The organism is Glycomyces sp. NPDC021274 (genome assembly GCF_040641195.1).
GTDB lineage: Bacteria > Actinomycetota > Actinomycetes > Mycobacteriales > Micromonosporaceae > Glycomyces.
Map to the genome: position 1 here is coordinate 104275 of NZ_JBFADC010000002.1, position 13925 is coordinate 118199.

At 72.8% G+C, this 13925-nt stretch carries 16 protein-coding genes; 11 read left to right on the forward strand and 5 right to left on the reverse strand.

Annotated elements, in window-relative coordinates; genetic code table 11:
• Positions 1-11 precede the first annotated feature (11 nt).
• Both AB0I03_RS04370 and AB0I03_RS04375 read left to right on the forward strand, forming a co-directional pair.
• On the forward strand, positions 12-2477 hold the full coding sequence (locus AB0I03_RS04370; RefSeq protein WP_360406219.1) for a LuxR C-terminal-related transcriptional regulator: 2466 nt from the start codon (positions 12-14) through the stop codon (positions 2475-2477).
• Positions 2477-2989: a LuxR family transcriptional regulator gene (locus AB0I03_RS04375; RefSeq protein ID WP_289959912.1), complete on the forward strand. Its 513-nt coding sequence runs from the start codon at positions 2477-2479 to the stop codon at positions 2987-2989. The genes AB0I03_RS04370 and AB0I03_RS04375 overlap by 1 nt, the downstream gene beginning before the upstream one ends.
• 428 nt (positions 2990-3417) lie before the next feature.
• Here AB0I03_RS04375 and AB0I03_RS04380 read toward each other — a convergent pair whose 3' ends face one another.
• Entirely contained in the window at positions 3418-4113 is a 696-nt protein-coding gene (locus tag AB0I03_RS04380; RefSeq protein ID WP_360406222.1) for a hypothetical protein, read from the reverse strand.
• A gap of 298 nt (positions 4114-4411) precedes the next feature.
• Here AB0I03_RS04380 and AB0I03_RS04385 point away from each other — a divergent pair, with 298 nt between their 5' ends.
• A complete protein-coding gene (locus AB0I03_RS04385) occupies positions 4412-5551 on the forward strand; it encodes a glycosyltransferase (protein WP_360406225.1) in 1140 nt (379 codons plus the stop codon).
• On the opposite strand, the gene AB0I03_RS04390 is transcribed toward AB0I03_RS04385, so the two are convergent.
• Together AB0I03_RS04390 and AB0I03_RS04395 are read right to left on the reverse strand one after the other, a co-directional pair.
• Positions 5481-5996, reverse strand: a complete 516-nt coding sequence (locus AB0I03_RS04390; RefSeq protein ID WP_360406228.1) for a DUF2269 domain-containing protein — start codon at positions 5994-5996, stop codon at positions 5481-5483. The genes AB0I03_RS04385 and AB0I03_RS04390 overlap by 71 nt on opposite strands.
• Positions 5997-6077: 81 nt before the next feature.
• Positions 6078-7277, reverse strand: a complete 1200-nt coding sequence (locus AB0I03_RS04395; protein WP_360406231.1) for a cation:proton antiporter — start codon at positions 7275-7277, stop codon at positions 6078-6080.
• A 116-nt stretch (positions 7278-7393) separates the two neighbouring features.
• Here AB0I03_RS04395 and AB0I03_RS04400 point away from each other — a divergent pair, with 116 nt between their 5' ends.
• The 3 genes from AB0I03_RS04400 to AB0I03_RS04410 all read left to right on the forward strand — a co-directional run bounded on the left by AB0I03_RS04400 (position 7394) and on the right by AB0I03_RS04410 (position 9100).
• On the forward strand, positions 7394-8053 hold the full coding sequence (locus AB0I03_RS04400) for a hemolysin III family protein (RefSeq protein WP_360406234.1): 660 nt from the start codon (positions 7394-7396) through the stop codon (positions 8051-8053).
• A gap of 101 nt (positions 8054-8154) precedes the next feature.
• Positions 8155-8541 (forward strand): DUF1992 domain-containing protein, encoded by a 387-nt coding sequence (locus AB0I03_RS04405; protein WP_360406237.1) that lies wholly within the window; start codon positions 8155-8157, stop codon positions 8539-8541.
• 121 nt (positions 8542-8662) lie between these two features.
• On the forward strand, positions 8663-9100 hold the full coding sequence (locus tag AB0I03_RS04410; protein ID WP_360406240.1) for a DoxX family protein: 438 nt from the start codon (positions 8663-8665) through the stop codon (positions 9098-9100).
• A gap of 66 nt (positions 9101-9166) precedes the next feature.
• Here the strand turns inward: AB0I03_RS04410 and AB0I03_RS04415 are convergent, their stop codons facing one another.
• Positions 9167-9913, reverse strand: coding sequence for a class I SAM-dependent methyltransferase (locus AB0I03_RS04415; RefSeq protein ID WP_360406243.1), 747 nt, complete (start codon positions 9911-9913; stop codon positions 9167-9169).
• Positions 9914-9992: 79 nt separating this feature from the next.
• On the opposite strand from AB0I03_RS04415, the gene AB0I03_RS04420 reads away from it, so the two are divergent.
• Both AB0I03_RS04420 and AB0I03_RS04425 read left to right on the forward strand, forming a co-directional pair.
• Positions 9993-10292, forward strand: a complete 300-nt coding sequence (locus tag AB0I03_RS04420) for a putative quinol monooxygenase (protein ID WP_360406246.1) — start codon at positions 9993-9995, stop codon at positions 10290-10292.
• Between the two features lie 29 nt (positions 10293-10321).
• Complete coding sequence (locus tag AB0I03_RS04425; protein ID WP_360406249.1) at positions 10322-10903, forward strand: DinB family protein; 582 nt, start codon at positions 10322-10324, stop codon at positions 10901-10903.
• Positions 10904-10980: 77 nt separating this feature from the next.
• Here the strand turns inward: AB0I03_RS04425 and AB0I03_RS04430 are convergent, their stop codons facing one another.
• Entirely contained in the window at positions 10981-12099 is a 1119-nt protein-coding gene (locus tag AB0I03_RS04430) for a hypothetical protein (protein WP_360406252.1), read from the reverse strand.
• Between the two features lie 269 nt (positions 12100-12368).
• Between AB0I03_RS04430 and AB0I03_RS04435 the strand changes: the two genes are divergently transcribed.
• The 3 genes from AB0I03_RS04435 (at position 12369) to AB0I03_RS04445 (ending at position 13921) form a co-directional block, all read left to right on the forward strand.
• Complete coding sequence (locus tag AB0I03_RS04435; RefSeq protein ID WP_360406255.1) at positions 12369-12908, forward strand: GNAT family protein; 540 nt, start codon at positions 12369-12371, stop codon at positions 12906-12908.
• An 89-nt stretch (positions 12909-12997) separates the two neighbouring features.
• Positions 12998-13420 (forward strand): DUF1801 domain-containing protein, encoded by a 423-nt coding sequence (locus tag AB0I03_RS04440; RefSeq protein WP_360406258.1) that lies wholly within the window; start codon positions 12998-13000, stop codon positions 13418-13420.
• Between the two features lie 96 nt (positions 13421-13516).
• Positions 13517-13921 carry a VOC family protein gene (locus tag AB0I03_RS04445; RefSeq protein ID WP_360406261.1) on the forward strand — a complete coding sequence of 135 codons (405 nt, stop codon included), beginning with the start codon at positions 13517-13519 and terminating at the stop codon, positions 13919-13921.
• Positions 13922-13925: the final 4 nt, after the last annotated feature.

The window sequence follows — 13925 nt, forward strand, 5'->3', positions numbered from 1 at the left end:
GGAGCCCCCTTTTGGCCGCCCCGCCGCCCACCCCCGGTCTGGCCCGACCACGCGTCGACACCGTGCCCGCCGACCCCGGCCGCGGCGACCGCGACGAAGCGCTCCACGCCATGGCCGCGGCACTGGCCGGCCCGGGCCTGGTGGTCGTCACCGGCCCGCCCGGGTGCGGCCGCACCCGCCTGCTCGAACGGCTCGCGCAGGCCTCCAAACGCCCCGTCCACGCCGGCGGCGGCCTCGCCATGCTCTCGGGCGCCCCCGCGCTCGCCCTCGAACGGGCCACCCGCGCGCGCATGCCCGCCGACGACCTCCCGCTCCTGGCCGAAGCGGTCTACTCCCGCACCCGCGGCGGCCTCCTCGTCATCGACGACCTCCAATGGTGCGACGCCGCGACCCTCGCCGTCCTCCCGCTCCTGGCCGAACGCCTCCCGGTCGCCGCCGCCCTGCGCACCCCCAACCGCCTCACCGAGCCCGCGCTCGCGCGCCTGCTCGCCGGCGCCCACGTCATTCCCGTCCCCGACCTCACCGACGCCGAAGCCGCCCGCCTGGTCGCCGAAGCCGCACCCGCACTGCCGCCCGCGCGCGCCGCGGCCCTCACCGTCCGCGCCGGCGGCAACCCCCTGGCCCTGACCGCGCTCGCCAAACGCGCCGCGCACCTCGACGCCGGCGAGGACCTGGACCTGGAGAACCCCGGCGACCCCGCCGCAGCAGCCGCCGCCGCGATCGCCGACCTGCCCCGCGCGGGCCGCACCGCACTGGCCGCACTGGGCCTGCTGGGCCGCCCGGCCCACCCCAGCCTCCTCGGCGACGGCGCCGCCGTCCTCCAAGAGGCCGGCCTGGCCGTCCCCGACGGCGCGCACCTGCGCGCGGCCAGCCCGTGGATGGCCGAAGTCGCCGCGGGCATCCTCGACCACGAGGCGCGCCTGCACATGCACGAGCGCCTCGCCGACGCCACGATCGGCGTGGAATCCGCCCGGCACGCCCACGCCGCCGGCCTCGCCGACCGCGCCCTCGCCACCGCCCTGGAAGCGGCCGAGTCCGCCGGCCCCCAGGCCCGCGCCGAAGCGCTCCTGCTGGCCGCCGACCTGGACCCGGCCCATGCCGTCGCCGCCGCCCGCGCCGCGCTGGCGGCCGGCCGCACCCGCGCGGCCCTGGCCGTCCTCGACAGTGCCTCGAACTACAGCGCCTCCAACGACAGTGCCGCCGGCCCCGACGACGGCGAGACCGCCCTGGCCCGCGCCTGGGCGCTCCTGGCCCTCGGCGAGCCCGCGCAGGCCCGCGCCGCCCTCGAACACGCCCCCGCCGGGCCCGAGACCGACCAGTTGCGGCTCCTGTCCGCCCCGCCCTCCGAGAAGGCCGCCCTCGCCGAGGCACTGCGCGCGGCCCACCCCGACCTGGCCCACCCGGGCCTGGCCGCCGCGCTCGCCGGGGACGACCCGGACGCGCTCGCGTTCGCCGAAGCGCTCGCGCGCGACGCCGGCGACGCGACCACCGCGTTCTGGTGCGCCTGGTCGCGCGTGATCGCCCTCGCCGACGCCGCACGCCTGGTCGAAGCCGAAGCGGTCGCCCACGAAGCGGCCGACCGCGCCGGGGCCGCAGGCGCCTACTCCTGGCAGACCCGGTTCCTCGCCGCCGCCGCCTGGTGCCTGGTCCTGTCCGGCACGGGCCTGGACAACGTCATCGCCGCCGCCCAGTCCCTCGCCGACCACGCCCTCCCGGCCGTCGCCGACACGCTCATCGACGCCGCGATCGCCCTCGCCGAAGCCGACACCGGCGCCCTCGGCGCCGCCCGCACCCGCCTCGCGCGCCTCAAAGACGCCCCGGCCGCCCTCGAAGGCCTCGTCGCCTGGCTCGAACACGAGACCGCGTGGCTCGACGGCCAGCCCGGACCCGAAGCGCCCGAAGCGAAACCGGGCCTGGTCGGCGGACTCGCGCACATCACCGGCCGCTGGATCGCCTACGACACCGGCACCGAACCGGTCGCCGCCGACCTCGCGCCCTGGCCCGTACCCGTCGCCTCCACGCTCGCCGCCTGGGACAAGGCCGCACCCGGCCCGTTCGCGCAGGCCGCGACCGCCTGGGACGGCCTGGCCGCCCGCGAGCAGGTCCGCTGCCTCCTCGCGCTGGCCGCCCACGCCGGTGACGCGAAAGCCGCCGTGGCCGCGTTGGAAGCGGCCGAGCGGATCGCCGACGAGCACGGCCTGATCGTCCTGGCCGGCCGCGCCCGCCGGGGCCTGCGCAAGCACGACGTGCGCCGCGACCGCCGGTCGGCGCGCGGCGGCGGGGGACTGACCGACCGCGAGAGCGAAGTGCTGCGCCACGTCGCCTCCGGGCACCCGTCGCGGCGGATCGCCGAGATCCTCGGCATCACCGCCGAGACCGTGGAGACCCACATCCGTTCGGGCATGCGCAAACTGGGCGCGAAGACCCGCACCGAAGCGGCCGTGATCCTCACCGCCGCCGACGGCGGTGCGGCGTGATGGGCGAGCAGGTGCCGCTGCACGTGGTCGGCGCGTCCGGCGACGCGGACGCGATCGTGCGCCGCTGCGCGGCCGCCGGCTGGGCGGCGCACCGCGGGTTCGCGCTCCTCGAGCCGGCCTGGGACCTGGCCGAACGGCACCTGGTGTGCCACGGGCAGGTCGGCGACGACCACACGGCCTCGCAGGCGGTGCTGGCGGCCGCCCGCGGGGCCGGGATCGTCGCCGTGGCGACCGGCGCCCTCGCCCTCAGCCTCGCGGCGGACCTGCGCCGCATCGGGCCCCTGGGCCTGACCCCGGGCAAGGCCGAAGCGGCCGACGGGCTCGACCTCGACGCCGAGCAGCGGGCCCTGCTGGGCCGCCTCGCGGCCGGATCGACGATCGCCGCCGCCGCCGAAGCCGAGTTCGTGTCCCTGCGCACCGCCAACCGCCGCATCGCCGCCGCCCGGCAGTCCCTGGGCGTCAAGACCACCCGCGAAGCGGTCATGATCTACATCAAGCACGCCCGGGACTGAACCACCCGGGGGCGCCGAAGCCTGGACCGCACTCGCCGGCGCCCTGGGGAAGACCAGGATCGAAGGCGTCCACACCAGCCTCGGGCAGTTCCAGGGCGCCCCGCATCGGACGCAACGGCGGCCCTTCGGCGCCCGCGATCGAACCACCCGGATATGAGGCTCTGACCTGCACGAACGATCGAGTGTCGGACCCATGTGGGAGGGTGGTCCTTTTCGGTTGGTCGGAGGCGGATGCGGGTGGGAAGGGGCATGCCCTATACGGCGAACCGCCGTTCGCCGGCACCGGCCCCGGACCACCGCACCGAACGCCCGCACCCCGGCGCTCCTCGCCGCGTCCGCCGAGCAACGGTCTGCGAAGGACCCGCCCCACGCACACAGCCGGGCCCGGTGCGATGGCGCACCGGGCCCGTCGGCTCACTCCTCTTGCGCTACTTCAACTCGGCGAGGCGCGCTTCGGCCTCCTCCAGTTGGCGGCGCAGCCGCGACGCCTCCTCGGCGGCCTCGGACCGGATCTTCTCGACCACCTCGTCCACGACCTCGGCGACCTCGTCCGACCCCGCCGCCTGGCACATCGCCAGCGCGTTCGAGTGGGCGACCTTGGCGCCCTTGACGACCGTGCGGGCGCCGCGGGTGGCCGCGACCGACCACTCGCCGTCCTCATAGGTCAACGTGATCGACAGCTCCGGGTGCTTCGCGGCCGCTGCGCGGGGCCGGGCGACCTTCTTCTTCGGGGCCGCCGCAGGATCGGCGGTGACGGCGGGCTGGGACGCCTCGGGTGTGGTCACGGGTTTCCTCTCACTCACAGCTGGTTTGGGTTTCGGCTCGGGCTCGTCCGGGAGCAGGCCCGGACCCGAAGGCGCGGCCGGCGCACTCGACCGCTGGCGCGGCGCGCGCCGCGCGCCCTCGCCGGGCGCGGGCAGGCGCAGTTCGGTGGCGGAGAACGACAGCTCGTCGGACCCGAACGCGACGTGGACGAAGTCGTCCACCCCGGCCGGGTCGAGGGCGACGACCTTCCCGGTGCGCCCGGCGACCTGCCCGGCGGCGTCGGTGAACACCACCTTCGGCTTCTTTCCTTGCGCCAGCACCGCTTCGAGATGAGCGATGTCGGCACTCGACAGTGACATCGGGGGCTCCTTCACAAGGTTGCGGCGGACACCGTCCTGTCGAACGGCTCCCGCGGGCCGGCCCCTGGGCCGGCCGGTTGCTGCATCCTCCAATACGTACCCCGCGGGTACGACACCACCCCGCAGCGAAGTCGCCCACGCCCGCCCCGCACCACCACACCTCCACCGCCGCACCGCCACCAGCGCCGCACCCCGAACGCCACCGCCACGCCCGCCCGGCCCGGAATATCGGCTGCGGTTCAGTCCCGGGCCATGTCGGGTTCCCCCACCCGCCCACCAGCCCATTTACGCTCTCACCATGAGAGTCGCACTGGTCACCGAGTCATTCCCGCCCCAGGTCAACGGCGTCGCCCGCTCCGTGGCCCGGGCCGCGGCCCACCTGGCCGCCCGCGGGATCGAGCCGGTCGTCATCGCCCCCGCCCCCGGACCCGGACCCCGCCCCGTCTTCGACTGGCCCGTCGTCCACGTCCCCTCCATCCAGATCCCCGCCTACAAGCACTTCCGCGCCGGACTCGCCACCCGCGCCCTCGACGACGCACTCGACGCCCACCGCCCCGACGTCGTCCACCTCGCCAGCCCCTTCGGCTACACCGCCCGCGCCGCCGCCTGGGCCGAACGCCGCGGCATCCCCACCGTCGCCGTCTGGCAGACCGACCTGCCCGCCTACACCCGCGCCTACCACCTCACCGCCTTCGAACAACTCGTCTGGCACCGCCTGCGCTCCATCCACTCCCGCGCCCGCGTCAACCTCGCCCTCTCCGAGTGCACCGCCAAAGCCCTCGCCGCCCAAGGCATCAACGGCCTCGCCGTCCTCCCGCACGGCGTCGACACCGACCGCTTCCACCCCCGCTACCGCGACCAGACCCTCCACGACGCCCTCACCCCCGACGGAGAACTCCTCGTCGGCTACGTCGGCCGCCTCGCCCGCGAAAAACAGCTCCACTGGCTCACCGACCTCGCCGCCACCCCCGGCATCCGCCTCGCCATCGCCGGCGACGGCCCCCGCCGCCGCCCCCTCGAACGCCTCCTCCCGCAGGCGACGTTCCTCGGCGCCCTCCACGGCACCGACCTCTCCCGCCTCTACGCCTCCCTCGACCTCTTCGTCCACACCGGACCATTCGAGACGTTCGGCCAGACCATCCAGGAAGCCCACGCCTCCGCCGTACCCGTCATCGCCGTCGACGCCGGCGGCGCCGCCGAACTCGTCGACCCCGGCGTCGACGGCACCCACTTCCCGCCCGGCGACGCCCCCGCGCTGGCCGCCACCGCCCACGCCCTCGCCGGCCGCCGCGACCTCCTGCGCCAATGGGGCGAACGCGGCCGCCTCAAAGTCCAGAACCGCACCTGGGAAGCCGAAGGCGACGCCCTCATCGGCCACTACGAGCGGGCACTCGCACTGGGGCCTGCACGCGCGCGCCTCGCCGTCCCCACGGCTTGACATACGACAGGACCACCGCACCCAGATACACCGACGACGACACGATCGGCGCGGCCAGCAGCTGACTGTCCAGCACCTGCAGCCGCTCAGGATCCAGCGTCGCGGCCGTCGCCGCCAGCCCCGGCCGCAGCGAGAACACCGTCAACGCGAACGTCACCGCCGTCGCCACCAGCTTCACCAGCACCCACGTGTACGCGACCGTCCACTTCGTGCCCAGCATCAGCACCACCCCCGACACCAGCGCCGTCGCCCCCAGCGGGAGCGCCAGCGCCCCCGCCAGCACCGACATCGCCGTGCCCGCGGCGTACTGCTCGGCCGCCGCACCCGTGCCCGTGGCCCACACCCCCAGGACCAGCAGGCACAAGCTCAACCCGAGCCAGGCGACGGACGCGACCACATGGACGATGACGAAAGCCCGGTACGCAGGGCGGCGAAGTTTGAACATGACCCCACCATCGCCGCCCGCACCGCGACCGCGCCTCCTCGCACGAACGTATCCGCGCCTACGCCCCAGCGCTGACCCCCGCTAGATCGCCTCGGCCGTCACCGACCTCGTGTCCATCCGCGCCCACCGCAACCCGAGCAACGGGAACAGCAGCACCGACAGCATCGCCGCCCCGATCATCGCCGCCGCGATCGACTCCTCCACCAGGCCCCGCTCCGCCGCCGTCGACGCCGCCACCACCACGATCGGCAACTCCGTCGCCGCGAACGCCGCCAGCACCCCCCGCTGCGGCCGCTCCAGCACCCGCGCGAACAACACGAACGTCGTCACCCCCCGCACCAGCGCGAACGCCACCAGGAACACCGGGATCAACGCCAGCGCCGTCACCGAACCCAGCAGCTGATCCAGATCGAACGTCACCCCCGTGTAGACGAAGAACACCGGCACCACCGCACCGAACCCGATCCCGTCGAGCTTCGACTGCACCAGCGCCTCCTCCCGCTCGTCCAGCGCCGACAGCAGCACATGCATGCACACCCCCGCCGCGAACGCCCCCAACGCGATGTCCACCCCGACCTCCGCCGCCAGCAGCACCGAACCCAGCAGCACCAGCACCGACAACCGCACCGCCAACTGCGCACTCGTCCCCAACGTCGCCGACAGCAACCGCGACACCCGCGCCGAACGCCGCAGCGACCCGAACGCCGCCGCCGCCACCGCCAACCCCACCAGGAGAATCACCAGCGTCGTCCGCCCCGAATGATGACCCTCCGAGAACAGCAACGCCAGCAACGCGATCGGCGCGAACTCACCCACCGCACCCACCGCCATCAGATACGGCCCCACCGGCCCCGCCAGCAGACCCGAATCCCGCGCGATCGGCAGAATCGTCCCCAACGCCGTCGAACACAACCCGATCGCCAGAATCAGCACCGCATCCACACCCAGCAGCGCCAACCCGCCCGCCGCCAGCACGAACGACACCACCCACCCGACCGACGCCAACGTGATCGGCCGCCCCCGCACCGCCCGGAAATCGATCTCATACCCCGCCAGGAAGAACAGCATCGCCAACCCCAGCTGCGACACCACCTCGAACAGGACGTGCACCTGCACCAGACCCAGCAACTGCGGCCCGATGAGGATCCCCAGCACGATCTCCACCACCACACTCGGCAGCCGCACCCACCGCTCCAACCGGTCCACCAGCAGCGGCGCCGCCACCGCCGCACACGCCAGCACCAGCAACTCGACCGGCAACGCCCCGTCCAACACGTCCACGGCCGGAGCTTAACGGCCCCACCAGCCCCAACACCCCCGATCGGGGCTTAACCCCACCCGCATTCGGGGGACCACACGCACTACCGACAAGTAACCCGCAGGGATACCGTCGAACCATGGCACTGGCGATCAACGACACCGACACCAAACCCCGACTCCGCGGCTGGCTCCACCTCGCCGCCTTCCCCACCGCGATCATCGCCGGCCTCATCCTCATCAGCACCGCACCCACCCTCACCGGCCGCCTCGCCACCGCCGTCTACGTCGCCACCTCCGCCGCCCTCTTCGGCATCTCCGCCCTCTACCACCGCACCAATCTCACCGAACGCGCCACCACCCGCCTCAAACGCCTCGACCACGCCAACATCTACCTCATCATCGCCGGCACCTACACGCCCATCGCGACCCTCGCCCTCGACGGCACCGCCCGCACCGCACTCCTGACCGGCATCTGGACCGGCGCCCTCGCCGGCGTCGCCTTCCGCACCCTCTGGCTGAGCGCCCCGCGCTGGCTGTACACGGTGCTGTACATCGGTCTGGGCTGGGCGGCGGTGTTCGTGATGCCGCAGCTCCTGGCAGGGGCGGGGACGGCGGCGACGGTCCTGATCATCACCGGCGGGGTGCTCTACACGGTCGGCGGCGTCATCTACGCGCTGAAGCGGCCCAACCCGTCGGTGCAGTGGTTCGGGTTCCACGAGGTCTTCCACGCGTTCACCGTGGCCGCGTACGCCGCGCAGTTCGCGGCGGTCGCCCTGGTGATCCACGGTGCTCAGTGACGGCTCGCAAGCGCCGCCGAAGGCGCCCAGTGACCGCTCGCAAGCGTCGCTGAACGACGCGTCGCACTCGTTATCATTGGGCCCCTACCGAGGAGGTCCTGATGAGCGACAGGCAGGCACGCGGCGTGGACCGCCAGATCCAGGAGGCCGAGGCCCGCGGCGAGTTCAAGAACCTCCCCGGCGCCGGGAAGCCGCTGCCGGGCATCGGGCAGCCGCTGCGCGAGGACTGGTGGCTCCACCAGCAGGCCACCCGCGAGAACATCGGCCTCGACGCCCTCCCTACGGCGCTCAAACTCGCGAAGGAGATCGAGCAGCTCCCCGACACCCTCGACGCGCTGCAGGACGAAGCGGCCGTGCGCGAGGCGCTCGAGGCCCTGAACGTGCGGATCCGCAAGGCCCTCATCGGCCCGATCGACGGACCGCCCCTGCGGTTCGGCCTGCGCGACGTCGATGACGAGGTCCGGGCCTGGCGCGAACGGCGCGCCTGAGTCCGAGCCCACACCACCCGCGCTTGACGGTGTCAAGATTTGTGCTGCATCATGAACTTGACACTGTCAAGAAGCATGCGCCAAGCCAGATGCGCGAGCGCTCCAGGAAAGGCCCCGCCCCATGGTCCCCATCGTCACCCTCACCGCCGCGACCCTCCTGGCCCGCCTCGCCGGACTCCTCGGCGCCGACGCCCTCGACTGGCAGACCTCCCTGCGCATCGGCCTCGCCGCCATGTTCCTCATCACCGGCACCGTCCACTTCGTCCCCAAGTTCAGGGACGACATGGCCCGCATGATCCCCGAGCGCCTGCCCCGGCCCACCGCACTCGTCGCCCTCACCGGCGTCCTCGAACTCGCCGGCGCCGCCGGACTGCTCATTCCCGCGACCGCGCCCGCGGCCGCGATCTGCCTCGCGCTGCTCATGGCCGCCATGTTCCCCGCGAACGTCTCCGCAGCCCGCCGCGGCATCCCCCTCGCCGGAAAACCCGCCACGCCACTGGGCATCCGCACCGCCGAGCAGATCCTCTTCATCGGCCTCGCCGTCCTCGCCGCACTCTGACACCCCCGGGGGAGCAGGCACACCGAAGGCCCCGAACCGCACCGGTCCGGGGCCTTCGGCACAACGCTATTCGACCGGTCGGCCCAACGTCAGGTACGCGAACCCCAGCAGCCCGCGGTGCCCGCGCAGCCACCAGTTCCGGTGCGCGTCGGCCTGCCCGCGGACCTCGGCCGCCCGCGGATGCCCGGGGTTGGCCAGCAGCCACACCTCCTTGTCCGCCAGGAACTGCGACTCGAAGTCGTCCCACTCCGACTGCTCCACCGACTCCACCCGCAGCGGCCGGAACCCGGTCGCGATCGCCGCGTCGACGAACTCCGGCAGCAGCATCCAGTCCCCGGTCGAGGTCTCGGGCCACATCGCGGCCAGCTCCGCCTCCGCCGGCACCCGGTTCCACACGCCGTCGCCGATCAGGAGACGCCCACCGGGCTTCACGATCTTGTACAGGGCCCGCAGTGCGTCCGCGGCCGTACCGAACGCGTGCACCGCACCGATGCAGATCACCAGATCCGCCGGCTCGGTCCAGTCCTCGCCCCGGTACTCCACGAACTCGACCCGGTCGCCGATCCCGCGCTGGGCGGCACCGATCCGCCCCCGCTCCAGCAGCTCCAGGTCCGAGTCGATGCCGTACGCCTTCGCGCCCGGCACCTTCGCGGCCACGCGCTGCAGCAGTTCGCCCCAGCCGCAACCGATGTCGACGATCACTTGCGGGTTCGCCGCCGCGCACTCCTCGACCTGCCGGTCGAGGCGCCAAGCGGCGATGGGGGAGTTGCAGTCCAGGAAGCCGTATCGTGTCGGCGCGTCATGAGCAGTCATCGGACGCCACGGTAACAACGCCCCGCCCCGGTCCGCAATCGGATTGCCCCGCCCGCCCCCGCCCACTACCGTGGCCCCCATGATCACCGTCCACGCCTACGTCCACGCCCTCCCCGCGCACCGCGACGCCTACATCGAGGGCCTGCGCGCCCTCCAGGCCGCCACCCGCGCCAACGACCCCGGGTGCCTCCGCTACGAGTTCTGGGCGTCTATCGACGACCCGAACGCGTTCGTCTGCGTCGAAGAGTGGACCGACATGGACGCCCTCACCGCCCACCTCGACGCACCCCACCACATCGCCGGCAGCGCCGCCCTCGACGCCTACCGCTCCCGACCCGGGGAGATCCAGATCTTCCAATCCACCCCCATCGGCCTCTGACGTCACACCCCTGTAGGAGACTCGCACGCATGACCGACCTCAAGACACACCTGGCACGCTATCTCCAATCCGGCCGCGACGCCGTCCTGTGGAAGCTCGAAGGCCTGGGGGAGTACGACATCCGCCGGCCCCTCACCCACACCGGCACCAACCTCCTCGGCCTGGTCAAACACCTCGCCAGCGTCGAGGTCGGCTACTTCGGCGAGACCTTCGCCCGACCCTTCCCCGAGACCCTGCCCTGGCTCAGCGACGACGACGCCCACGCCGACCTCTGGGCCACCCCCGACGAGAGCCGCGACTACGTCACCGACCTCTACCGTCGCGTCTGGGACCACTCCGACACGACCATCCGCGAACTCGACCTCGACGCCGAAGGCAACGTCCCCTGGTGGCCCACCGAGCGCTCCGCGGTCACCCTCGGCCAGATCCTCACCCACATGATCGCCGAGACCCACCGCCACGCCGGCCACGCCGACATCGTCCGCGAAGGCATCGACGGCGCCATCGGCATGCGCCAAGGCAACGACAACCTCGGCCGCGACGACGAGCAGTCCTGGACCGACTACTTCGACCTCGTCGAAACCAACGCCCGCAAAGCCGCCGGCCGCTGACACCACCGGGCCCCGGCGGTGCCGGGGCCCGAACCGCGAACCGGACAAACCACGCGGCCCAGTGCGGGGGAGTACGACTACGAAGCAGGCCCGCCCTTCCCGCCCTCCCGCTCCGACAGCCGCGCCTCCGCCGCCAAAGCGCGCTCACGCCACGACTCCACCGCCGCACGCGCCTCCGCACCGGCAGCCTCGGCCGCCTCCACACGCGACACCGACACCCGCGCATCGGCCACCGCGCTAGCGAGCTCACTGCGCAACCGCTCCACATCGGCCACCAGCGCCTCCGCACTGGCCGCCGCCTGCTCGGCATCCCGCCGCGCCACCGCCACCTCCGCAACCAGCGACTCCACCCGCGACCGCTCCCGGTCCCGCTCACCGATGAACCCCAGCGCCCGCGCCTCAGCCCGCTCCAACGCCGCCTCACCGGCCCGCAGCGCCTCTGCGGCCTCCGCCGCCACCTGATCCGCCCGCGCCCGAGCCGCCTCCGCCTCACCCCGCGCCACCACCGCCGCCTGCTCAGCCTCCTCACGGGCCGAAACCGCAGCGTCCTTCTCCGCCAACGCCGCCGCCCGCGCCTCCTCGGCCGCACGCGCCAGCGCCTCCGCCTCCTCACGACCGGCCACCGCCGACACCGCCGCATCCTGCGCCGACGACGCCTCCGCCCTCGCCGCCTCAGCGTCCCGCACCGCCGCGAGCCGCGCCGCGACCGCCTCCTTCGCCCGCCCCTCAGCGGCCTCCAACGCACCGGCCACCCGCTCAACCTCGACCTGCGCCGACGCCAACTCCTCACGCAGCACCGCCGCACGCGAGGCCACCTCGTCCCGCTCGGCCCGAGCCGCCGCCACCGACGACGCCGCATCCGACCGCACCTCCGCCAGCCGCGCCTCGACCTCCGCCGGATCGGTCTCAGCCCGCAGCGCCTCAGCGAGCGGCGCGAGCGCCGACGCCATCGACTGCTCGATCTGCTCGTACAGCTCCTCAGCACGCGCGAGCGCGCCCTCCAGCCCCGGCGTCGCCCGGCGCAGCTCGCGCTGGCGCTTCGCCTGGGCCGCGCAGTCGCCCTCGGCGCAGTACAGGCGCGGGCGTCCGCGCCCGGGCTGCTGCGGGATCGGCGTCCCGCACCGCTTGCACAGCGTCGCGCCCTTGGCGGGCGTCTTGGTCGTCGTCGCGGCGGTGGTCGTACCTGTTTTCGTCATGCCCACAACCTACCATTAATAATTTCCGTTTTTAATATTTAAATAACTGAAAAACAAGCGTGTCCCGCCTAGATACATAACTCACGAGAAGTGCCGTTCCCGCAAGTAATGATGATTGGGGGCCGCACACGACCTTCCGCGAACTCGCGCCTCATTCGTCGGGTCGGTGACCCAATTAGCGCGATCGGCCCGGCCGCGGCGTTCCGGGCCCGCTGGGGTGCGTGCCCGGCGGTGCGATGCCGCGCGGCGGGGCCTGGTAGAAAACGTGAATGCTCAAAGGCAAGAAGATCGGGCTCAGAGCCCGGCACGAGGCCGACATCCCGGTCCTGCAGGACGAACTGGCCGACCCGCACACCACGGCACGCGCGACCGGGCAGCCCTGGCGCCCGTTCACCCCCGGATCGAATGAAGCGCCGTTCGTCGTCGGCGACACGAAGGACGACGTCGTCCACTTCTCCATCGTGGACCTCGCCGACGACGCCCTCGTCGGCACCGCGAACCTCTGGGGCATCGACAAGCACGCCCGCGCCGCGCACATCGGCCTCGGCCTGCTGCCCTTGGCCCGCGGCAAAGGATTCAGCACGGACGTCGTCGCGGTGCTGTGCCACTACGGGTTCACCGTGCACGGCCTCCACCGCCTCCAGATCGAGACCCTCGCCGACAACCTCCCGATGCAGCGCGCCGCCGAACGCAACGGCTTCGTCCGCGAAGGCGTCCGCCGCGACGCCTCCTGGGTCATGGGCGAGTTCCTCGACGAAGTGCTCCTCGGCCTCCTGGTCCACGACTGGAAGACCGCCGAGGCGCACTAGCGGGCCCCGGACCGGTCAGGAATCGAGAAGCCCCGCACCTGGCGCCGCCGTTAGCGTGGAGATCAACCCACGCAACGGAAGGAACCGCCATGACCGAAGGATTCTCCGCAGAGGAACGCGCCGCCGTCAAAGCACGCGCGCAGGAACTCAAAAACGCCGGCCGCGGCAAGGACAAGGACGAAGCGGCCCTCCTCGCGGCCATCGCCGAGATGGGCGAACCGGACCGGGCGCTGGCCGAGCGCGTCCACGCGATCGTCACCGCCGCGGCCCCCGAGCTCGCGCCGAAGACCTGGTACGGCCAGCCGGCCTACGCCCGGCCCGGCAAGGGCGGGAAGGTCGTCTGCTTCTTCCGCAGCGGCCTGAAGGACAAGGAGCGGTACTCCAGCCTCGGTTTCACCGCCGAGGCGAACCTCGACGAGGACGGCTTCTGGCCGACCTCGTACGCCGTCACCGAGCTGAGCGAGGACGCCGAAGCGGCCCTGTTCCAGCTGGTCAAGCGCGCCGTGTCCTGATCCCCCGCGCGTGCGTGCCGAATCGGCGAATCGCGGCCCCGCGCCGGTTCCACTTGCGAGGATGTCGGGGTATCGCTTCGACGAAGGGAGCCCGCAATGGGTTCGATCCTCAATCCGTACGTCTCGTTCGACGGGAACGCACGGGAGGCCATGGAGTTCTACCAGAGCGTCCTCGGCGGCGAGCTGAAGGTGATGACCTTCGGTGAATCCGGTATGTCGGGGCCGGGGGCCGACCAGGTCATGCACGCCCAGCTGACCTCGGAGGCGGGCTACACGATCATGGCCTCGGACATGCCGCCCGGCATGGAGCACAAGCCGGGCCAGAACATCTCGATCAGCATCTCCGGCGACGACGGCGACCGCCTCCGCGGCTACTGGGAGGCCCTCAGCGACGGCGCGGAGGTCACCATGCCGCTGGAGAAGCAGATGTGGGGCGACGAGTTCGGCGCGCTGGTCGACCGGTTCGGCGTCAACTGGATGGTCGACATCACCGACAAGTGACACT